The sequence below is a fragment of the Agrococcus terreus genome (assembly GCF_014645235.1).
GTDB lineage: Bacteria > Actinomycetota > Actinomycetes > Actinomycetales > Microbacteriaceae > Agrococcus > Agrococcus terreus.
Genome location: NZ_BMLM01000002.1, coordinates 252769 through 272338, shown reverse-complemented (window position 1 = coordinate 272338; position 19570 = coordinate 252769). Strand labels below are relative to the sequence as shown.

The 19570-nt window shown below is 73.6% G+C and carries 19 protein-coding genes; 13 read left to right on the top strand and 6 right to left on the bottom strand.

Translation table 11 applies throughout. The features are described 5' to 3' along the window. Positions 1-13: 13 nt before the first annotated feature. The 3 genes from IEW90_RS11135 (at position 14) to secA (ending at position 4397) form a co-directional block, all read left to right on the top strand. Positions 14-718: a phosphoribosyltransferase family protein gene (locus tag IEW90_RS11135; RefSeq protein WP_188718361.1), complete on the top strand. Its 705-nt coding sequence runs from the start codon at positions 14-16 to the stop codon at positions 716-718. Positions 719-778: 60 nt separating this feature from the next. Beyond that, the gene (hpf, locus tag IEW90_RS11130) at positions 779-1465 is read left to right on the top strand and encodes a ribosome hibernation-promoting factor, HPF/YfiA family (protein WP_188718360.1); all 687 of its coding nucleotides are present in this window, start codon (positions 779-781) and stop codon (positions 1463-1465) included. 124 nt (positions 1466-1589) lie between these two features. Continuing rightward, positions 1590-4397 (top strand): preprotein translocase subunit SecA, encoded by a 2808-nt coding sequence (gene secA, locus IEW90_RS11125; RefSeq protein WP_188718359.1) that lies wholly within the window; start codon positions 1590-1592, stop codon positions 4395-4397. A 76-nt stretch (positions 4398-4473) separates the two neighbouring features. Here the strand turns inward: secA and IEW90_RS11120 are convergent, their stop codons facing one another. Both IEW90_RS11120 and trhA read right to left on the bottom strand, forming a co-directional pair. Further along, positions 4474-5562, bottom strand: coding sequence for a trypsin-like serine peptidase (locus tag IEW90_RS11120; protein WP_229679645.1), 1089 nt, complete (start codon positions 5560-5562; stop codon positions 4474-4476). A 92-nt stretch (positions 5563-5654) separates the two neighbouring features. Then, complete coding sequence (gene trhA / locus IEW90_RS11115) at positions 5655-6449, bottom strand: PAQR family membrane homeostasis protein TrhA (RefSeq protein ID WP_188718357.1); 795 nt, start codon at positions 6447-6449, stop codon at positions 5655-5657. A gap of 85 nt (positions 6450-6534) precedes the next feature. Here trhA and uppS point away from each other — a divergent pair, with 85 nt between their 5' ends. From uppS to IEW90_RS11100, 3 genes are all read left to right on the top strand, one after another. Continuing rightward, positions 6535-7311 (top strand): polyprenyl diphosphate synthase, encoded by a 777-nt coding sequence (gene uppS, locus IEW90_RS11110; RefSeq protein WP_188718356.1) that lies wholly within the window; start codon positions 6535-6537, stop codon positions 7309-7311. 199 nt (positions 7312-7510) lie between these two features. Continuing rightward, positions 7511-8842, top strand: coding sequence for an RNA 5'-3' helicase PhoH2 (gene phoH2, locus IEW90_RS11105; RefSeq protein ID WP_188718355.1), 1332 nt, complete (start codon positions 7511-7513; stop codon positions 8840-8842). Positions 8843-8944: 102 nt separating this feature from the next. Beyond that, entirely contained in the window at positions 8945-9991 is a 1047-nt protein-coding gene (locus IEW90_RS11100) for a DNA glycosylase AlkZ-like family protein (protein ID WP_188718354.1), read from the top strand. A gap of 4 nt (positions 9992-9995) precedes the next feature. Here the strand turns inward: IEW90_RS11100 and IEW90_RS11095 are convergent, their stop codons facing one another. The 4 genes from IEW90_RS11095 to IEW90_RS11080 all read right to left on the bottom strand — a co-directional run bounded on the left by IEW90_RS11095 (position 9996) and on the right by IEW90_RS11080 (position 12925). Beyond that, the gene (locus IEW90_RS11095; RefSeq protein WP_188718353.1) at positions 9996-10775 is read right to left on the bottom strand and encodes an anti-sigma factor; all 780 of its coding nucleotides are present in this window, start codon (positions 10773-10775) and stop codon (positions 9996-9998) included. Beyond that, positions 10756-11343 (bottom strand): RNA polymerase sigma factor, encoded by a 588-nt coding sequence (locus tag IEW90_RS11090; RefSeq protein WP_188718352.1) that lies wholly within the window; start codon positions 11341-11343, stop codon positions 10756-10758. Before IEW90_RS11090 ends, IEW90_RS11095 begins: the two co-directional genes overlap by 20 nt. After that, positions 11343-12017, bottom strand: a complete 675-nt coding sequence (locus IEW90_RS11085) for a class F sortase (protein WP_188718351.1) — start codon at positions 12015-12017, stop codon at positions 11343-11345. Before IEW90_RS11085 ends, IEW90_RS11090 begins: the two co-directional genes overlap by 1 nt. An 83-nt stretch (positions 12018-12100) precedes the next feature. Further along, positions 12101-12925, bottom strand: a complete 825-nt coding sequence (locus tag IEW90_RS11080; protein ID WP_188718350.1) for a DUF4397 domain-containing protein — start codon at positions 12923-12925, stop codon at positions 12101-12103. 205 nt (positions 12926-13130) lie between these two features. Between IEW90_RS11080 and IEW90_RS11075 the strand changes: the two genes are divergently transcribed. From IEW90_RS11075 to IEW90_RS11045, 7 genes are all read left to right on the top strand, one after another. Next, entirely contained in the window at positions 13131-13688 is a 558-nt protein-coding gene (locus tag IEW90_RS11075; RefSeq protein ID WP_188718349.1) for a prepilin peptidase, read from the top strand. A 112-nt stretch (positions 13689-13800) separates the two neighbouring features. Further along, the gene (locus IEW90_RS11070) at positions 13801-14718 is read left to right on the top strand and encodes a MetQ/NlpA family ABC transporter substrate-binding protein (RefSeq protein ID WP_188718348.1); all 918 of its coding nucleotides are present in this window, start codon (positions 13801-13803) and stop codon (positions 14716-14718) included. Positions 14719-14800: 82 nt separating this feature from the next. Then, positions 14801-15832, top strand: a complete 1032-nt coding sequence (locus IEW90_RS11065) for a methionine ABC transporter ATP-binding protein (RefSeq protein ID WP_188718347.1) — start codon at positions 14801-14803, stop codon at positions 15830-15832. Beyond that, positions 15829-16488, top strand: a complete 660-nt coding sequence (locus tag IEW90_RS11060; RefSeq protein ID WP_188718346.1) for a methionine ABC transporter permease — start codon at positions 15829-15831, stop codon at positions 16486-16488. The genes IEW90_RS11065 and IEW90_RS11060 overlap by 4 nt, the downstream gene beginning before the upstream one ends. A gap of 96 nt (positions 16489-16584) precedes the next feature. After that, entirely contained in the window at positions 16585-16926 is a 342-nt protein-coding gene (locus IEW90_RS11055) for a DUF3140 domain-containing protein (RefSeq protein ID WP_188718345.1), read from the top strand. A gap of 115 nt (positions 16927-17041) precedes the next feature. After that, positions 17042-19276 carry a carbon starvation CstA family protein gene (locus IEW90_RS11050; protein WP_188718344.1) on the top strand — a complete coding sequence of 745 codons (2235 nt, stop codon included), beginning with the start codon at positions 17042-17044 and terminating at the stop codon, positions 19274-19276. An 8-nt stretch (positions 19277-19284) separates the two neighbouring features. After that, complete coding sequence (locus tag IEW90_RS11045; RefSeq protein ID WP_188718343.1) at positions 19285-19512, top strand: YbdD/YjiX family protein; 228 nt, start codon at positions 19285-19287, stop codon at positions 19510-19512. Positions 19513-19570: the final 58 nt, after the last annotated feature.

Here is a 19570-nt window from a genome sequence, read left to right as displayed (position 1 = left end):
GCATGCTCGCGGGATGGACGGGGAGGGGATGCGCGCGGCGCTGCGCGAGGCGGCGGGCGTCCTCTGGCCGGTCGACTGCGCGGGCTGCGGCGCTCGCGACGAGGCGGTGTGCGCCGCCTGCGCCGCGGCGCTCGCCGGGCCGCTCGTGCGAGAGCGCCTCGGCGGCCTGCCGCTCGTCGCGGCCGCGGCGTACGAGGGGCCGCTGCGCGGGATCGTCGCGCGGGCCAAGGAGCACGCGGGTCGGGCGGAGGTGCGCGTGCTGGCCTCCGGGCTCGCCCGGGCGCTCGCCGCGGCGCCGGCGGGCGTGCCGGTGCGCGTGCCGTCGAGCCGCGAGGGGCGCCGACGGCGAGGCTTCGACCCGGTCGCGCTGCTGCTGCGCCGGGCGGGCGCGCAGGGGCTCGCGCTCCGCCGTGCGCCGGCGGGCACCCCGAGGGCCGGAGCCGCACTGCGGGACGGCGCGCAGAAGACCCGCTCCGCCGACGACCGCCGGCTCGCCGCCGCAGGCTCCCTCGTCGTGCCGACCGCGCTCGCGCGGCGCCTCGCGGGCCGACCGGTGGTCGTCGTCGACGACGTCGTGACGACCGGTGCGACAGCGCTCGAGGCGGTCCGGGCGCTCCGCGCGGCGGGCGCCGAGCCGGTCGCGATCGCGGCCGTCGCGAGGGCGCCGCGCCGCGGTTCCGTACCCCTGGCGTCCGCCCAGGCGCGGGGGGTAGCGTGACGGCACGCAAGTCGGCCCAGCAGCCACTGGCGCCGACGCCGATCCCGATGGGAGGCCACGATGGAGATCACGTTCGGTGCGAAGGGCGCTGAGATCACGGACCGATTCCGCGCGTACGCGGAGGAGAAGCTCGCCAAGGTCACGCAGCTGCTGCCGCGTGCGACGGCACTCGACGTGAAGCTCACCCGTCATGCCGATCCCCATGTCGATGCCGTCGCCGGCAGGGTCGAGATCACCGTGCACGGGCCGGGCTCGATCATCCGCGCGGAGTCCGACGGCCCCGACAAGTTCATGGCCTTCGACTCCGCCTACCACCGCGTCATGGAGCGGGCCCGCCGTGTCCACGACAAGCGCACCGACCACCGCGGCAAGCGCGCCATGCCGCTGCGCGACGCCGCCGCGAACGGCTTCCAGGACGTCGCCCTCACCCCGGCCGACCCCGCCGTCGTCGAGGCGGTCGCCACCGGCGCCATCCCCGTCGTGCAGGGCGAGGGCGCCGATGCCGAGACCAGCTGGTCGCCCGTCGTCATCCGCGAGAAGCGGTTCCCGGCGAAGCGGATGAGCGTGCGCGACGCCGTCGACCAGATGGAGCTCGTCGGCCACCCGTTCTACCTCTTCGTCGAGGAGGAGACCGGCACCTGCGCCGTCGTCTACCGCCGCAAGGGCTGGTCGTACGGCGTGATCACCCTCGACGACGAGGGCGAGCAGGCCGGCCACCACGTCGAGCAGGAGCGCCGCGCCTCCTGAGCCCTCAGCACCACGCCTGGCGGCGTCCCAGCCTCGGCAGGGACGCCGCCAGGCGCTCGTTGCTACGATGGGCAGTCGGTCAGCGCACCGTGCACCTTTCACCCGACTCCGGGAGGCATCCCTCGTGGCCAACTTCTTCGAGAACATGCTGCGCGCCGGCGAGGGCCGGCTCCGCCGCAGGCTCGAGCGCATCGCTGCAGACGTGGCGGCGCTCGAGGACGCGTTCGAGGACCTGACCGATGAGGAGCTCGCGGCCGAGACCGACGAGTTCCGCCAGCGCCACGCCGACGGCGAGCCGCTCGACGCCCTGCTGCCGGAGGCCTTCGCCGCCGTGCGCGAGGCCGCGAAGCGCACGCTCGGCATGCGGCCGTACGACGTGCAGGTCATGGGCGCCGCGGCGCTCCACCTCGGCAACATCGCCGAGATGAAGACCGGCGAGGGCAAGACGCTCGTCGCGCCGATCGCGGCCTACCTCAACGCGATCAAGGGCGACGGTGTCCACGTGGTCACCGTGAACGACTACCTCGCGAGCTACCAGTCGGAGCTCATGGGCCGCGTCTTCCGCGCGCTCGGCATGACCACCGGCTGCATCGTCGCCGGCCAGACGCCCGAGGTGCGCCGCGAGCAGTACGCCGCCGACATCACCTACGGCACGAACAACGAGTTCGGCTTCGACTACCTGCGCGACAACATGGCGCACTCGAAGGAGTCGATGGTGCAGCGCGGCCACGGCTTCGCGATCGTCGACGAGGTCGACTCGATCCTCATCGACGAGGCGCGCACACCGCTCATCATCTCCGGCCCCGCCGCCGGCGAGGCGAACCGCTGGTTCGCGGAGTTCGCGCGCATCGCCAAGCGCCTGCGCCCGGGCACCGACTACGAGGTCGACGAGAAGAAGCGCACCGTCGGCGTGCTCGAGCCCGGCATCGAGCGGGTCGAGGACCTGCTCGGCATCGACAGCCTCTACGAGTCGGCGAACACGCCGCTCATCTCGTTCCTCAACACTGCGCTCAAGGCGAAGGCGCTCTTCAAGCGCGACTCCGACTACGTCGTGATGAACGGCGAGGTGCTCATCGTCGACGAGCACACCGGCCGCATCATGCAGGGCCGCCGCTTCAACGAGGGCATCCACCAGGCGATCGAGGCGAAGGAGGGGGTGCAGATCAAGGCCGAGAACCAGACGGTCGCGACGGTCACCCTCCAGAACTACTTCCGGCTCTACGACAAGCTCGCCGGCATGACCGGCACCGCCGAGACCGAGGCCGCCGAGTTCATGGCGACCTACAAGCTCGGCGTCGTGCCGATCCCGACGAACAAGCCGGTGCAGCGCATCGACCAGCCCGACCTCGTGTACGCGACGGTGGAGGGCAAGTTCCAGCACGTCGTCGACGACATCGTCGAGCGCCACGAGGCCGGCCAGCCGGTGCTCGTCGGCACGACGAGCGTCGAGAAGAGCGAGTACCTGGCGGCGCAGCTCGCGAGCCGCGGCGTGAAGCACGAGGTGCTCAACGCCAAGAACCACGCGCGCGAGGCCGCGATCGTGGCGCAGGCCGGCCGCCTCGGCGCCGTCACGGTGGCGACGAACATGGCCGGTCGAGGCACCGACATCATGCTCGGCGGCAACGCCGAGCACCTCGCCGTCACGCGCATGCAGGAGCTCGGCCTCAATCCGACCGAGACGCCGGAGGAGTACGAGGAGCGCTGGGACGAGGTCTTCGAGGCAGTCAAGGCCGACGTGGCGGCCGAGGCCGCGAAGGTCGTCGAGGCCGGCGGCCTCTACGTGCTCGGCACCGAGCGCCACGAGTCGCGCCGCATCGACAACCAGCTCCGCGGCCGCTCCGGCCGCCAGGGCGACCCGGGAGAGAGCCGCTTCTACCTGTCGATGCAGGACGACCTGCTCCGCCTCTTCGGCGGCGCGGTCGCGCAGCGCTTCCTCGCCGTCGACCCGGGCGAGGACGAGATCCCGCTCGAGTCGAAGATCTTCAGCCGCACGATCCGCTCCGCGCAGGGGCAGATCGAGGCGCGCAACGCCGAGATGCGGAAGAACGTCCTCAAGTACGACGACGTCATGAACCGCCAGCGCGAGGCGATCTACTCCGACCGCCGCCACATCCTCGACGGCGACGACCTCGAGGGCAAGGTGCAGGGCTTCCTCACCCAGACGATCGAGGCGCTCGTCGCAGAGCACACCGCCGGTGGCGACAGCGACGACTGGGACCTCGAGGCGCTCTGGACCGAGGCGAAGACGATCTACCCCGTCGGCATCACGATCGACGAGGTCGTCGCAGAGGCGCGGCCGCGGCTCACGGCCGACTTCATCCAGGAGCAGCTGCTCTCGGATGCGCGCATCGCCTACGCGAAGCGCGAGGAGGCCCTCGGGTCGGGCGCGATGCGCCTGCTCGAGCGCCGCGTCGTGCTGTCGGTGATCGACCGCAAGTGGCGCGACCACCTGTACGAGATGGACTACCTCCGCGAGGGCATCGGCCTGCGCACCATGGCGCAGCGCGACCCGGTGGTCGAGTACCAGAACGAGGGCTTCGCGCTCTACCAGCAGATGATGACGGCGATCCGCGAGGAGTCGGTGTCGTTCCTGTTCAACCTCGACGTCACCGTGCAGCAGGGCACCGCGACGCAGGCGCCCGAGATCGAGGGCGGCGGGCTCGACGAGGCCGAGGAGGACACCTCGAAGCTCACCTACACCGCGCCGTCCGAGGACGGCGAGGCCTCGGTGCACGACGCCCGCGGGCGCGAGCTGAGCGGCGCGCAGGCCGAGAAGGCGCGCGGCCGCAGCGGCAACCCGGCGGTCGCGGCGCAGTCCGGCCGTCCCACCCCGCAGGAGCCGCAGGGCAACCGCCAGCAGCGCCGCGCCGCGGCGAAGCAGGCGCCGAAGGTGGGCGCGTTCGGCCAGGCGCAGGACGACGCCGACCGCTGACCTCCCGCCGATCGACGATGCCGGGTCCCGCGGGGCCCGGCATCGTCGTGCCGGCGACCAGCGGAGCAGACGGCCGCTAGCGGTCGACCCGCTGCAGGCCGTTCCAGGCCGTCACGCCCAGCGGCGGGCCGTACGCACCCGATCCGCCGCCGTTCGAGTACACCGCCGTGATGTGGCCCGCGCCGGTGGCCGGATCGAGGTTGGAGACGAAGCCCGACCCCGAGGCGCCGTCGCCCATGTCGCACGCCGCGCCGTAGTTGGCGTCGCCGCCCGCGCCGTAGTCGAGCTCGTCGTCGGCGCAGTGCCGCAGCACCTCGGCGTCGAAGTCGTCGTTGCCGGGGTAGCCGGCGATCACGACCCCGTTCGTCTCGGCCGTGAAGCTCACGCCCTGCCCGCCGGCGATGTCCTCGAGCGTGCGGCCGTCCTGCGGCGCGAAGCGGACGAAGCCGACGTCGAAGCCCATCCACCCGTCGTCGTCGGCGCCGTCGAGCCAGCGCTCGTTGGCCTCGAGGTACTGCTGCGGCACCCACCACTCGTCGGCCTCCCACACCCCGAGCGGCGACGCCCCGCGCTCGTAGGCGGGGGAGAAGCGGATGCGGTCGTAGTAGTCGCGGGTGTCGTCGTCGAAGATGCAGTGGGCCGCGGTGATGACCACGAGGCCCGTCGTGCTGTTGATGACCGTGCCGCTGCACGTGTAGGCCTCGCTGCCGCTCTCGAGCTCGAGGCGCCCCGTCGTCGTGAGCAGCAGGTTGCCGGAGCCGACGTGCGGGGCGCCGGGCAGCAGCTCGTCGCCCGCGTCGGACGTCGGCAGCGCGATCCCCTCGGCGACGACGGGCGTGCCGGCGGTCGGCTCGAGCACGACGTCGACGGCGGCGTCGGGGAGGAAGCCGTCGTCGGTGACGGGCGGGTAGCCGGCGTAGAGGAGGCCCGTGTCGAGGTCGGTGGTGTCGACGTCGCTCACGGGCGCGTCCGGCTCCACCGGCACCACGTCGTCGTCGGCGCCCGGATCGGTGCCGCGCGTGGGCTGCGGGACGGGCGTCGCGCCCGTGGGGGCCGGATCGGGAGCGGCCGTCGGCAGCGCGGGCGGCGGCAGCAGCACGCAGCCACCGAGCGCGACGACGGCGGCGGCTGCGAGGGCCGCGACGGCGGAGCGTGGCATGCGCATGGGACCTCCTCGCGGGCTGCGCTCCACGCTAGGCCGCGACGCCGCGCGATCGCTGGGAGGCAGGCGCGGACGCCGGCTCGCCGGCGCGGCGCTCAGCCGAGCGGCGGCCGGACCGCGACGAGCAGCACGGCGGTCCAGTGGCAGAGGAACGCCACGACGGTGCAGACGTGGAAGATCTCGTGGAAGCCGAAGTGGGCGGGGAAGGGGTTCGGCTTCTTCAGGCCGTAGAAGATCGCGCCCGCCGTGTAGGCGAGGCCGCCCGCGGCGACCAGGATCGTGGTCGCCGGGTTCGCCGCCCAGATGTCGCCGAGGAAGGCGACCGCCGCCCAGCCGAGCGCGAGGTACAGCGGCACGTAGAGCCAGCGCGGGGCGTTGATCCAGAACACCCGGAAGGCGATGCCCAGCAGCGCGCCGCCCCACACGCACGAGAGCAGCAGGAGCGCCTTGTCGTCGGGCAGCGTCAGCAGCGCGATGGGGGTGTAGGTGCCGGCGATGAGCAGGAAGATGTTCGCGTGGTCGAGGCGCTTGAGCACGACGCGCACGCGCTCCGACCAGTGGAAGCGGTGGTAGACGGCGGAGACGCCGAACAGCAGCAGGCTCGTGGTCATGAAGACGGCGGAGGCGATCCTGGCGGTCGCGCCGTCGGCGAGCGCGATGAGCACGATGCCGGCCGCGAGGGCGAGCGGCGCCGTGCCCGCGTGGATCCAGCCGCGCCAGGAGGGCTTGCGCTCGACGACCGACTCGACGATCGCCTCGCCCGCGGCCTCGATGAGGGGGAGGTGCGGGGTGCCCGGCGCGGGCTCGCCGGCGCGGGCGTCGTGGGCGGCGATCCGCGCGGCCTCGGGGAGGCCGGCGGGTCGGAGCTCGGGGTCGGACTGGGCTGCCATGCCGACAGTGTACGGCGTACGCAGTCCCGGCGTCGAGGGGCGGCGCAGTGCGGCTCCTATGGACGCGGCTGTGTAGATTCGCTCTGTGGGACTGCGCAGCGCCCCGGGCTCCCGGCTCGTCTACCGCTACTACGAGCGGCGGCTCCGACGCGACCTCCAGCGCGTGCAGGTGCCGCGCCACATCGCCATGATCATCGACGGCAACCGCCGCTGGGCCCGCGAGCAGAACCTCGCCTCCGTGGGGCACGGCCATCGCGCGGGCGCCGAGCGGCTGCGCGAGTTCGTCGACTGGTGCGCCGAGGTGGGCGTCGAGGTGGTCACCCTCTACCTGCTCTCGCGCGACAACCTCACGGGCCGCGCCGCCGAGGAGCTCGGTGAGCTGTGCGAGATCATCGCCGACCTCGCCGACGACCTCTCGCGCCAGCCCGGCCGCCGCATCCGCCACGCCGGCGACGTCCGCGGCCTGCCCGAGCCGCTCGTCTCGGCGATCCAGGGCGCCGTCGCGCGCACCGAGCGCGCCGAGGGCATCACCGTCAACCTCGCCGTCGGCTACGGCGGGCGGCACGAGCTCGTCGAGGCCGTGCGGCGCATCCTCGAGGGCGCGGGCACCGCGAGCCCCGCCGAGCTCGCCGAGCGGCTCACGCCCGACCTCATCGCCGCGCACCTGACGACCGCGGGCCTCCCGGATCCCGACCTCGTGATCCGCACCTCCGGCGAGCAGCGCCTCTCCGACTTCATGCTCTGGCAGAGCGCCCACAGCGAGTTCTACTTCGTGGAGGCGCTGGGGCCGGACCTGCGCGAGGTCGACTTCCTGCGCGCCGTCCGGGCCTACGGGCTGCGCGAGCGGCGCTACGGCCGCTGAGCATCGCCTGCGGATCGCGTTACGGGCGCGTGAACTCGCGGCGCGGCGCGGCGTGTCGAGGCGCGGCGACGTCGGCGGCCGGGCGTAGCGTCAGCCGTGTCGGGCACCCGCCCGGCATGCAAGCGGCCTGAGCCGTCGCGAGCACCACGGGAAGGCGACGGCCGCGTGAGATCCGACCTCGGTCGGAAGGGAGCGCCACGTGCCTGCACTCGTCACCCCGCCCGCAGTCCAGTCGATCGACGACTCGGACACCCGGCAGCGCACCTACGTCCTCGACACGAGCGTGCTGCTGTCCGATCCGGGCGCGATCCACCGCTTCGCCGAGCACTCCGTCGTGATCCCCGTGATCGTGATCGCCGAGCTCGAGAAGAAGCGGCACGATCCCGAGATCGGCTACTTCGCCCGCAAGGCCCTCCGGAACCTCGACGAGCTCCGCGTCGCGCACGAGCGCCTCGACTTCCCGGTGCCCACCGAGGGCGGCGGCAGCCTGCGCGTCGAGCTGAACCACTCGAACCTGCAGGTGCTGCCGAGCGGCCTGCAGCTGGGCGACAACGACTCCCGCATCCTCGCCGTCGCCGCCAACCTGCAGGGCGACGGGCTCGACGTCTGCGTCGTGTCGAAGGACATGCCGATGCGCGTGAAGGCCGCGTCGATCGGCCTCGCCGCCGAGGAGTACCTCGCCGAGCAGGCCGTCGACTCCGGGTGGATGGGAACGGCCGAGCTCGCGCTCTCCGGCGAGCAGATGGCGGCGCTCTACGAGCACGAGCGGCTCGAGACGTCGGCCGTCGCCGACCTCCCGCTCAACACGGGCCTCGTCATCTCGTCCGAGCGCGGCTCGGCGCTCGGCCGCGTGACGCGGAAGGGCGAGATCTCGCTCGTGCGCGGCGACCGCGACGTCTTCGGCGTCCACGGCCGCTCGGCCGAGCAGCGCCTCGCGATCGACCTGCTGCTCGACGATCAGGTGGGCATCGTCTCGCTCGGCGGCTCGGCCGGCACGGGCAAGTCGGCGCTCGCGCTCGCGGCGGGCCTCGAGGCGGTGCTCGAGCGCCGCCTGCACAAGAAGATCATCGTCTTCCGCCCGCTCTACGCGGTCGGCGGCCAGGAGCTCGGCTACCTGCCCGGCGACAAGGACGAGAAGATGAACCCCTGGGGGCAGGCGATCTACGACACGCTCGGGGCGCTCGTCAGCGACAACGTGCTCGACGAGGTCGCCGACCGGGGGATGCTCGAGGTGCTGCCGCTCACGCACATCCGCGGCCGCTCGCTCCACGACGCGTTCGTCATCGTCGACGAGGCGCAGTCGCTCGAGCGCAACGTACTGCTCACGGTGCTCAGCCGCATCGGCCAGAACTCGCGCGTGGTGCTCACGCACGACGTCGCGCAGCGCGACAACCTGCGGGTCGGGCGCCACGACGGCGTCGCGAGCGTCATCGAGACGCTCAAGGGCAACGAGCTCTTCGGCCACGTGACCCTCACCCGCTCGGAGCGCAGCCGCATCGCGGCGCTCGTCACGAGCCTGCTCGAGGGCTAGTCGTATCGGGGGCCCGGGCGCAGCGGCGTCCGGGCCCCCTCCGCGTCCGGGCGCCGGCGGCGCGGATGCCGCCGCGTCCCCGGCCGCGGCTAGCGTGGGCGCATGGAGCCCCGCTCGCTCACCGCCGCGCAGGCCCGGCGCGCACGCCTCGCCGCGCACGGCTTCGGGGCCGACCGCAGCCCCGCCGAGGCGATGCGCGCGCTCGTCGCGATGCAGGGGCAGGACCTTCCGGCGGTGCTGCGGGCGATCGCGATCCGCTCGGCGGCGGGCACCACGCTCGCCGACGTCCGCGACGCCTTCGACCGCGGCGAGCTCGTGCGCTCCTGGGCGATGCGCGGCACGCTCTTCGCGACGACGCCCCGCGACCTCGCGATCCTGCACGCGGCCACGGGCGAGCGGATGCGGCGGCAGGAGCTGCGGATGCTGCGCGACCGCGAGGTGCCGGAGCCGGTGGGCGCCGAGGCGGCCGCCGTCGCGGCCGAGGCGCTCGCCGCCGGTCCCCTCGCGCGGCCGGCGCTGCTCGCGGCGTGGGAGGCGGCGGGGATCGCCACGTCGGGCGGGCGCGGCTACCACCTGCTGGCGCTGCTCGCGATCGAGCAGCGCGTGCGCTTCGGGCCCTTCGACGGCGCGGAGCAGCTGCTCGTCGGCGGGCCGCCCGCGGCCGTCGCCGACCCGGCGGCAGCGCATCTCGACCTCCTCGCGCGCATGGTCGCCTCCCGCGGCCCGATCCGCGACGACGACGTCGCCTGGTGGACGGGCCTGCCGAAGGTGCCGATCCGCGCGGCGCTCGCGGCGGCCTCCGGGCTCGAGCCGGTGCTGGTCGAGGGCGTGCCGATGCGGATGCGGGCGGGGCTCGAGCCGCTCCCGCGCGACGGCGTGCGGCTCGTGCCCGCCTTCGACGAGTGGCTGCTCGGCGCAGCCGACCGCTCGCTCGTCGCGAGCCCGGCAGCGCTCGCCGCGGTCGTGCCCGGCGGCAACGGCGTGTTCCGGCCGACCGTGCTCGTCGACGGCAGGGTCGCCGGCACGTGGAGCCTGCCCGCGGCGCGCGCCAGGGCAGGCGGCCACCCTGAGGCGGTGCTCGTCGAGCCGGTGCCGGCCTCCGCCTCGTGCGCGCTGGAGCGGGCACTCGCGGCCTGGCCGCACCGCTGAGCGCTCAGGAGCCGAGCACGCCCCGCCAGATGCTCTCGCCGCTGTGCGTCGGATCGCCGTCGAACGGCTCGACCGACACGTCGACGACCGGGAAGCGATCGAGGTCGATGCCGTCGGGCAGCACGTACTCCTGGGTGTCGGCGTCGAGGATGCCGACGTTGATCATCGCGCTGACGTCGCGGTCGATCAGCCACACGTCGAGGTAGCCGTCGGCCTCGGGCAGCGCCCGGGTGTCGAGCACGAGCACCCGGCGGCCGTCGCGCTCGACGACCTCCGCCGCCGCGGGCTGCACGTCGCCCGTGAGGGCGTCGAGCGAGGCGGCGGCGAGGATCGTGCCGCGGTCGGAGCCCGGCGCGAGCGCCGCGATCCCCGCGGCGATGCCGCCGACGACGATCGCGGTGGCGGCGCACGCGAGCACGAGGGCGCCGGCCGTGAACCGGCGCACGCCGCCCGCGCGCGAGCGCCGGCGACCGCGGTGCGGCACGTGCGCCCGATCGCGGTCGGCGACGGCCGGTCGGTCGTGCACGCGCTCGTCCACGGGCTCTGCCGCGGGCGCGCGCCGCGGGTCGTCGCGCTGCTCGTCGTCGGCGACCTCGGCCGCGATCCGGTCCCACAGGCCAGCGGGCAACGGCTCGGGCGCGACGGCGTCGGCGCGCAGCCGCGCGACCTCCGCGCGCAGCGACGCGAGCTCCTCGCGGCAGGCCGAGCAGGCCTCCAGGTGCTCGTCGCGGCCCTCGCGCTCGAGGGCGAGCTCGGCGAGCCGCTCAGGCGAGATGTGCTGCATGGGCTCCCTCCCATCGGTCCCTCAGTCTTCGGAGCGAACGGGACAGGTGGCTCTTCACCGTCCCGATCGGCATGTCGAGCGCCTCGGCGATCGAGGCCGCCGAGCGGTCCTCGAGCACGGCCATCCGCACGATCGTGCCCTGCGGCTCGCCGATCGAGGCGAGCGCCTCCTCGACGGCGATGGCGCTCGCCACCTCGTCCGGCACGTCCGCCGTGCTCGGCCGCTCGAGCGTGCCCTGCAGCACCTCGGGCGCGACGGCCCGCTCGTGCTGCACGGCCGCCGAGCGCCAGTGGTCGGCGATGCGGCGCCGCGCGATCCGCACGATCCAGGCGCCGAGCGGGCCCGCCTCGGGGTCGTAGGAGGCGCGCGACCGCCAGGCGGAGACGAACGTGCGCTGCACGACGTCCTCCGCATCCGATCGATCCATGGCCCGCAGGGCGAGCGCGAGCACGAGGCCGCCCCAGCGCTCGTAGGCGAGGCGGAGGCCCTCCTCGGCGGGGCCGTCGACGAAGGCGCGGGCGATCATCGCCTCGTCGCCGTCGCCGCGCTGCACGTCGTCACGGTACATCAGCCGATCAGGCTCGCCGTGGCGATGACGTTGTCCTCGTACGCCTGCGCGACGGGGTCCCAGTCGCCCGCGCAGGTCACGAGGCGGAGGCGGTGGTCGCCGTCGCGCGCGAAGATCTCGTCGAGCGGCAGCGTCTCCTTGCCGAGCTGCTCGACCTCGTCGATCCGGTAGCGCAGCGTGGCGCCCGAGGCGGTCTCGACCTCGACCTCCGTGCCGACCTCGACGTCGAGCAGCACGGCCATGGGAGCGGGGCCGCGGTCGGAGTCGACGTGGGCGGCGAGCACGGCGTTCCCCGCCTCCGCGCCGGGAGCCGGGCCGTAGCGATACCAGCCGGCCTCCGAGACGAGCAGCGGCACGTCCATCTGCCCGTCGTCGCGCACCCCCACCGGCACGACGTCGAGGTCGACGCCGAGGCTCGGCAGCCGCACGGCGACCGGCTCGTCGACGGCGGCCCGCTCCTGCGCGCCGAGGGCGGCGTCCTGGCGGCCGACCGGGGTGGAGACCGGGGCCGGCGGGTCGGTCGTGGCGGAGGCCGGGGGAGCCGACGCCGGCGGCGCGGCCTCCGGGGCGGGGGCGGGCGCGGGCCGGGGCAGCACGAGCGAGACGCCCACGACGATCGCCGCGACGGCGGCGAGCGCCGCGACGACGAGCGCTGCGATGCGGGAGCGGAACACGATGCCTCCTCGTGGCGGTGGTGGTGCGGGCGGGCGTGCAGGGATCCCCGCGGCGGGATGGGCGCCGCGGGGATCCCCTCCGGTCAGCGGCGCTGGGCGGCGACGGCCTCGCGGCGGCGCATCGCGACGGCAGCCACCATCGCGAGGCCGAGCAGGCCGGCGATCGCGAGCGCGATCCCGGCGGCCGAGTCGTCGCCGGCGGCACCGCCGAGGCCCGAGGGCACGCCGCTCGGAGCGCTGTGGGCGTCGACCGTCTGGATCGCGAGGGCGAGGTTCGCGTCCTCGGCGCTGCCCCACGCGTACACGATCGTGTCGACGCCCTCGGCGAGGTCGAGGTCGGCCGGGCCGATCACGACGTCCTCCGTGCCCGCGAGCACGACGTCCGCGGCGACGGTGCCGGCCGCCGTCTCGAGCGACGCCTCGTCCGGGTTCGTCAGGCCCTCCACGACGGGGCTGCCGCCGGCGCGGACGTCCACGGCTGGAGCCGCGGCGACGTGGCGGACCGTGAGGCGGGCCTGGCCGGCAGGGATCTCGGACGTGTCGTTCGCGAACGCCGCGAGCGTCGGCGTGCCGTCCTCGGCGAGGTGCGCGACGAGCGTCAGGTTGGCCATCGCGGGCACCTCGATGCCGCTCGCCTCGATGGCGGGCTCGGCCGACTCGGGGTCGTCGCCGGCGGCGAACACCTGGACGTCGATCGTGCCCGCGGCCATCGGCATCGGGTCGGTGAGGGTGCCGGGCTCGAAGCCGGGGATGGCCTCCTCGCCGTTCACGTAGACGTCGACGGTGAGGTCGGGCACGGCGTGCAGGACGGACACGGTGGCGTCGTCCTCGGCGGCGAGCGCCGGGGATGCGCCCAGCGCCGTCAGGGCCACGACGGCGGCGGTGCCGAGCGTGAGCGTGCGCTTCATGGTCTTCTCCTTCGGTCGTCGGCACCGGTCGTGCCGCTCCTGCCCCCATATCGCGCGGCGAGCCCGCATCGGTTGCAGCGGCGTCGAGATCGTGCATCCCGGGCGTGTCGCGGGGCCGTCGAGCGGTAGCCAGCGGGGGAGCGGACGCGAGGCGGCTGTGGAGAGGCGGCGCGGGGCCGCGGCGGCCGCGGCTATCGTGGCGCGCGTGACGGCGACGGCGGAGGCGAGCATCGGCGGGCGCACGGCGCCGCCGCTCGAGCTCCGCCCGATCGACGCCCTCGGCCTCCCGCTCGCCGCCGTCGCGGTCTGGGCGCTGCTCGGCGCCGGCGCCGACGCGGTCGCGCTGCTGCCGCTGGTCGCCGCCGCGGCCGCCGCCCCCGCGCTCGCCCGCATCGACCAGGCCGAGCGGCGCCTCCCGAACGCCCTCACCCTCCCGCTGCTCGCGCTCGCCACCGCGGCGGCCGCCGTGCGCCTCGCGACGGGTGACCTCTCGCCGCTCGTGGGACTCGCGTGCGGCGCGGCGCTGCTCGGGATGGCGGCGGTCGGCGGCATGGGCATGGGCGACGTGAAGCTGGGCGCCGCCCTGGCGCTCGCGGCGTCGACGCTCGGCTGGCTCGCGCCCGTCGCGGGGCTCGTCGCCGCCATCATGCTCGGCGGCGTCGCCGGGGGCGTGCTCCTCGCGCTCGGCCGGCGCTCGCTCGCCTTCGGGCCGTGGCTGCTCACCGGCGCAGCCGTCGGGGTCGCCCTCGTCGCCGCTGTGTGACGCGGCGTGACGGCTCGGTTCGCGCGCACCGGGAGCCGCTTCCTACCGTGGTGATGTCCAGCACGCCACAGCCTGCGGACTCCGATCAGCCCCAAGCCATCCAGGAGCTCCCATGTCCTTCCGCGCCACCCGCCGCGCCCTCCGTCCCCTCGCCCTCGCGGGCGCCGTCGGCGTCGCCGTCGCGCTCGTCGGCTGCAGCGCCGGTGGCGGCGCGGGCGCCGAGGAGGCCGCGCTCGGCTCCGAGGAGAACCCCGTGCAGCTCGGCGTCGTCGGCGCGAGCGACCCCTACTGGTCCGTCTACGAGGAGGCCGCCGAGGCCGAGGGCATCTTCCTCGACGTCGTCGACTTCACCGACTACAACCAGCCCAACCCGGCGCTCAGCGAGGGCGAGCTGGACATCAACCAGTTCCAGCACATCATCTACCTCGCCGACTACAACACGAACGCCGGCGACGACCTGCAGCCCATCGGCTCGACGGCGATCTACCCGATCGGCCTCTACTCCGACAAGTACGAGTCGGTCGACGAGATCCAGGACGGCGAGACGGTCATCGTGCCGAACGACGACACGAACCAGGCGCGCGGCCTGCTCGTGCTGCAGTCGGCGGGCCTCATCGCCCTGCAGGACGGCGGCAGCCCCTACTCGACCGTCGCCGACGTCATCGCCGAGGAGTCGCGCGTCGAGGTGCAGGCGGTCGACGCGGCCCTCACCGCCACCTCGCTGCCGGACGTCGCCGCCGCGATCATCAACAACGACTTCATCACCGACGCGGGCATCGACCCCGAGGACGCCATCGCGCAGGACGACCCGACCGACCCCGCCGCGCAGCCGTACATCAACATCTTCGCGACGACGGCCGAGAACGTCGACGACGAGGTCCTGAACCGCCTCGTCGAGCTGTACCAGACGAACGAGGAGGTGCAGGCAGGCGCCCTCGAGGCCTCCGGCGGCACCGGCGTCTTCGTCCAGACCCCGAAGGCCGAGCTCCAGTCGGCGCTCGAGGCCGTCGAGGCCGAGCTGCAGGGATAGCCTGGTCGATGGGCACGGTCGCGCACATCGCGGACCGTGCCCATCGTCGTTCCCGCAGGGCAGAAGAAGGAGGAGGAGAGCAGTGACGCAGCACATCGTGCTCGACCGCGTGTCGAAGCGGTTCCCGCCCGCCAAGCGCGGCGGCGACCCCATCGTCGCCGTCGACGACGTCTCGCTGTCGATCGAGCAGGGCGAGGTCTTCGGCATCATCGGCTACTCGGGCGCCGGCAAGTCGACGCTCGTGCGGCTCATCAACCAGCTCGAGCCCGTCACCGAGGGCGCGATCCGGGTCGGCGACGTCGAGATCAGCGGCCTCCGCGGCAAGGCGCTGCGCGAGCAGCAGACGCGCATCGGCATGATCTTCCAGCGCTTCAACCTGCTGCACTCCCGCACCGTCGCCGGCAACGTCGCGTACCCGCTCGAGGTCGTCGGGGTGCCCCGCGCCGAGCGCCGCCGCCGCGTCGAGGAGCTGCTCGAGTTCGTCGGCCTCGCCGGCCGCGCCGACGCCTACCCCGAGCAGCTCTCGGGCGGCCAGCAGCAGCGCGTCGGCATCGCCCGCGCGCTCGCCGCGAACCCGCAGGTGCTGCTCGCCGACGAGGCGACGAGCGCGCTCGACCCCGAGACGACCGCCGAGGTGCTCGACCTCCTGGCGCGCGTCAACCGCGAGCTCGGCGTGACGATCGTCGTCATCACGCACGAGATGGAGGTCATCACGCGCATCGCCGACCGCGTGGCGGTCATGGAGGCGGGCCGGGTCGTCGAGACCGGCTCGACCTATGACGTCTTCACCCGCCCGACGACCGACGTCGCGAAGCGCTTCGTCGCCACCGTCGTGCGCGCGCTGCCGGAGGGCGACGAGCTCGTCGCGCTCCGCGCGCAGCACGAGGGGCGGCTCTTCACGATCTCGTTCACCGACGAGGGCGCGAGCGAGGCGCGCGTCTTCGGCGCGCTCGCCCGTGCGGGCGTCGACTTCAACCTCGTGCACGGCGGCGTCGACGACATCCAGGGCCGCGTGTACGGCCTCCTCACCATCGCCGTGCGCGGCGATGCGGCCGCGATCGACGCGGCGCTCGCGCAGATCGGCCCCGGCGTGACCGTGGAGGAGCAGCGATGAACGAGCTCGTGCAGATCCTGCCCGACCTGCTGGAGCAGACGGGCATCATGCTCTGGATCGTGGCCGCCTCGCTGCTGTTCGGCGGCATCGGCGGCCTCGTGGTCGGCACCGGCCTGTTCGTCACCCGCACGGGCGGCGTGCTGCAGCAGCCGGTGGTGTGGTGGGTGCTCAACGTGCTCGTCAACACGTTCCGGCCCATCCCGTTCATCATCTTCCTCGCCGCGATGCAGCCGCTCGGCAGGCTCGTGGTGGGCAAGGGCATCGGCACGGAGTACGCGATCTTCGCCATCGCGCTGGCGGCGACCTTCGGCATCGCGCGCATCGTCGAGCAGAACCTCGTCTCGATCCCCTCGGGCGTCATCGAGGCGGCGCGCTCGACGGGCGCGAGCCCGTGGCGGATCATCCGCACGGTGATCATCCCGGAGGCCCTCGGCCCGCTCGTGCTCGGCTTCACCTTCGCGATCATCGCGATCGTCGACATGTCGGCCGTCGCCGGCCTCGTCGGCGGCCAGGGCCTCGGCAACTACGCGATCACCTACGGCTACCGCCAGTTCGACCCCGTCGTGACCTGGTCGGCGCTCGTCGTCATCGTGATCGTGGTGCAGCTCATCCAGGCGCTCGGCAACCTGCTGGCGCGGCGGATCCTGCGCCGCTGATCCTGCGCCGCCGATCGCTGGGCCGCTGAGCCGGCGCCCGCCGCGCTCCCAGGGCGCTCCCCGCCTCCGGGGAGCGCCCTGCCCCACACTGCAGGCATGGCGGAGCGCAGCGACGACGACCGGAAGCGGATCAGGGACGAGTTCCACGAGGCGGTGACGATGGCGCCGGCCGAGCTCGAGCGATGGCTCGAGACCGACGAGTCGCGCGAGGTGGGCCAGAAGGACGGCGGCGGCGAGTCCACCGGGCACGCCTCGGGCCGCCGCATCGTCGAGCTCCTGCGCACGAAGGTCGCCGACCTCTCGGAGGCCGACCACGACCACATGGAGAAGGTGGCCGGGTACGTGGCGCGGCACCGGGCACAGCGCCCGAGCGGCGACGTCGAGCACTCCCGGTGGCGGTACTCGCTCATGAACTGGGGGCACGACCCGCTCGGGTAGCGTCGCGGCCGCATCCGGAGGTCCCCGGATGCGAGCCCGTGTGCACGGCCTGTGCGCCCGCTAGGCTCAGGCTGGGCGACACCCGCATGCAACGATGCAGAGACAAGGACCGCAGATGGCCGACACGACGACCACCGACCCGCAGCTCCCACCGACCGCCGCGACCGAGCGCTCCTCGAAGCGATGGACGCCGCTGAAGATCATCCTCTGGGCCGCCATCGCCGTCATCGGCGGCGTCGGCTGGACGATGCTCGCCATCGTCCGCGGCGAGACCGTCAACGCGATCTGGTTCGTGTTCGCGGCCGTCGCGACCTACCTGATCTTCTACCGCTTCTACTCGAAGTACATCCAGGACAAGATCACCCGCCCCGACGACACCCGCGCGACGCCCGCCGAGTACCTCGCCAACGGCCGCGACTACGTCGCCACCGACCGCCGCGTGCTCTTCGGCCACCACTTCGCCGCCATCGCCGGCGCCGGCCCGCTCGTCGGCCCCGTGCTCGCCGCGCAGATGGGCTACCTGCCCGGCACGATCTGGATCATCGTCGGCGTCGTCCTCGCGGGCGCCGTGCAGGACTACCTCGTCCTCTTCTTCTCGATGCGCCGCGGCGGCCGCTCGCTCGGCCAGATGGCGCGCGACGAGTTCGGCAAGGTCGGCGGCGCCGCAGCGATCCTCGCGACGCTGCTCATCATGATCATCATCACGGCGATCCTCGCGCTCGTCGTCGTCAACGCCCTCGGCGAGAGCCCGTGGGGCGTCTTCTCGGTGGCGATGACCATCCCGATCGCCCTGTTCATGGGCGTGTACCTGCGCTGGATCCGCCCCGGCCGCATCCTCGAGGTGTCGGTCATCGGCTTCATCCTGCTCATGGCGGCGATCGTCGGCGGCGGCATGGTCGCCGAGACCGCGTGGGGCGCCGAGCTGTTCTCGCTCGACCGCGTCACGATCGCCTGGGGCATCGTCATCTACGGCTTCGTCGCCGCGGTGCTGCCCGTCTGGATCCTGCTGACGCCGCGCGACTACCTGTCGACGTTCATGAAGATCGGCGTCATCGTGGCGCTCGCCGTCGCGATCGTCTTCGTGCAGCCGCAGATCGCGGTGCCCGCGTTCAGCGACTTCGCGTTCGGCGACACGGGCCCCGTCTGGGCCGGCTCGCTCTTCCCGTTCCTCTTCGTCACGATCGCCTGCGGCGCCCTCTCGGGCTTCCACGCGCTCATCTCCTCGGGCACGACGCCGAAGATGGTCGAGAAGGAGAAGCAGACGCGCCTCATCGGCTACGGCGGCATGCTCATGGAGTCGTTCGTCGCGATCATGGCGCTCGTCGCCGCGATCTCGATCGACCAGGGCATCTACTACGCGATGAACTCGTCCGCCGCGGCGACGCAGGGCACCCCGGAGGGCGCCGCGCAGTTCGTCATGTCGCTCGGCCTCGCCGGCGTCAACGTCACGCCCGAACAGCTCGCGCAGGCGGCCGCGATGGTCGGCGAGGAGTCGATCATCTCCCGCACCGGCGGCGCGCCGACGCTCGCCTTCGGCCTCGCCGACATCCTCCAGCAGTGGATCGGCGGCAGCGCGATGATGGCCTTCTGGTACCACTTCGCGATCATGTTCGAGGCGCTGTTCATCCTCACCGCCGTCGACGCCGGCACGCGCGTGGCCCGCTTCATGCTGCAGGACTCGCTCGGCAACATCTGGCCCAAGTTCAAGGACACGGGCTGGACGCTCGGCGCCTGGATCTGCACGGCCATCATGGTCGCGGCGTGGGGCGCGGTGCTGCTCATGGGCGTCACCGACCCGCTCGGCGGCATCAACACCCTGTTCCCGCTGTTCGGCATCGCGAACCAGCTGCTCGCGGCCATCGCGCTCGCGGTCGTCATGACGATCGTGGCCCGTCGCCGCACCTTCGGGCAGCTGTGGATCGTGGCGCTGCCGCTCGCGTTCGTGACGGTCGTCACCGTCACGGCGTCGCTGTTCAAGATCTTCTCGCCGGTGCCCCAGGTGGGCTACTGGGCCAACCACGTCGCCTTCCGCGACGCGCTGGCCGCGGGCGAGGAGAGCTTCGGCACGGCGACGTCGGTGCAGGCGATGGAGGCGGTGGTCCGCAACACGTTCGTGCAGGGCACGCTGTCGATCATCTTCGTCACGCTGGCGCTCGTCGTCATCGGCTACGCGATCGTCGCCGCGGCCCGCGCGTTCCGCGGGAAGGACGTCGTCGACCACGAGGACGAGCGGCACGAGTCGCGCATCTTCGCGCCCGCCGGCTTCCTGCCGACGCCGGAGGAGCGCGAGCTCGAGAAGCGCTGGGCCGAGGTGCCGGACGAGCACAAGCCGACCCGCACGGGCCACTGAGGCACGCGATGGCGACGCGCGGGGAGCGACGACCGGCTGCGGCCGGCGCGCTCCTCGCGCGCGCCTGGCGCGCGGTCGTCTGGTACGGCAAGGGCCTCACGGGCGAGTCGCGGTACGACGCCTACGTCGTCCACGCGCGCGCCGCGCATCCCGACCGGGAGCCCATGGGCCGCGACGCGTACTGGCGCGACTACGCGAAGTGGCAGGACGCGAACCCGCAGGGCCGCTGCTGCTGAGCAGCCCCTTCCCCCTCGATCCGGCACTCGTGGTTGCCTCCGGCACTGCCGGGGCAAC

What these genes read in the sequence shown, in the direction of transcription:
- IEW90_RS11055 (WP_188718345.1), top strand. Translation starts at nt 16,585, where the DNA reads ATGGCGGAGCGCAGCGACGACGACCGGAAGCGGATCAGGGACGAGTTC.
- IEW90_RS11045 (WP_188718343.1), top strand. Translation starts at nt 19,285, where the DNA reads ATGGCGACGCGCGGGGAGCGACGACCGGCTGCGGCCGGCGCGCTCCTC.
- IEW90_RS11100 (WP_188718354.1), top strand. Translation starts at nt 8,945, where the DNA reads ATGGAGCCCCGCTCGCTCACCGCCGCGCAGGCCCGGCGCGCACGCCTC.
- IEW90_RS11120 (WP_229679645.1), bottom strand. Translation starts at nt 5,562, where the DNA reads ATGCGCATGCCACGCTCCGCCGTCGCGGCCCTCGCAGCCGCCGCCGTC.
- IEW90_RS11050 (WP_188718344.1), top strand. Translation starts at nt 17,042, where the DNA reads ATGGCCGACACGACGACCACCGACCCGCAGCTCCCACCGACCGCCGCG.
- IEW90_RS11060 (WP_188718346.1), top strand. Translation starts at nt 15,829, where the DNA reads ATGAACGAGCTCGTGCAGATCCTGCCCGACCTGCTGGAGCAGACGGGC.
- IEW90_RS11070 (WP_188718348.1), top strand. Translation starts at nt 13,801, where the DNA reads ATGTCCTTCCGCGCCACCCGCCGCGCCCTCCGTCCCCTCGCCCTCGCG.
- IEW90_RS11080 (WP_188718350.1), bottom strand. Translation starts at nt 12,925, where the DNA reads ATGAAGCGCACGCTCACGCTCGGCACCGCCGCCGTCGTGGCCCTGACG.
- IEW90_RS11095 (WP_188718353.1), bottom strand. Translation starts at nt 10,775, where the DNA reads ATGCAGCACATCTCGCCTGAGCGGCTCGCCGAGCTCGCCCTCGAGCGC.
- IEW90_RS11135 (WP_188718361.1), top strand. Translation starts at nt 14, where the DNA reads ATGGACGGGGAGGGGATGCGCGCGGCGCTGCGCGAGGCGGCGGGCGTC.
- IEW90_RS11090 (WP_188718352.1), bottom strand. Translation starts at nt 11,343, where the DNA reads ATGTACCGTGACGACGTGCAGCGCGGCGACGGCGACGAGGCGATGATC.
- hpf (WP_188718360.1), top strand. Translation starts at nt 779, where the DNA reads ATGGAGATCACGTTCGGTGCGAAGGGCGCTGAGATCACGGACCGATTC.
- trhA (WP_188718357.1), bottom strand. Translation starts at nt 6,449, where the DNA reads ATGGCAGCCCAGTCCGACCCCGAGCTCCGACCCGCCGGCCTCCCCGAG.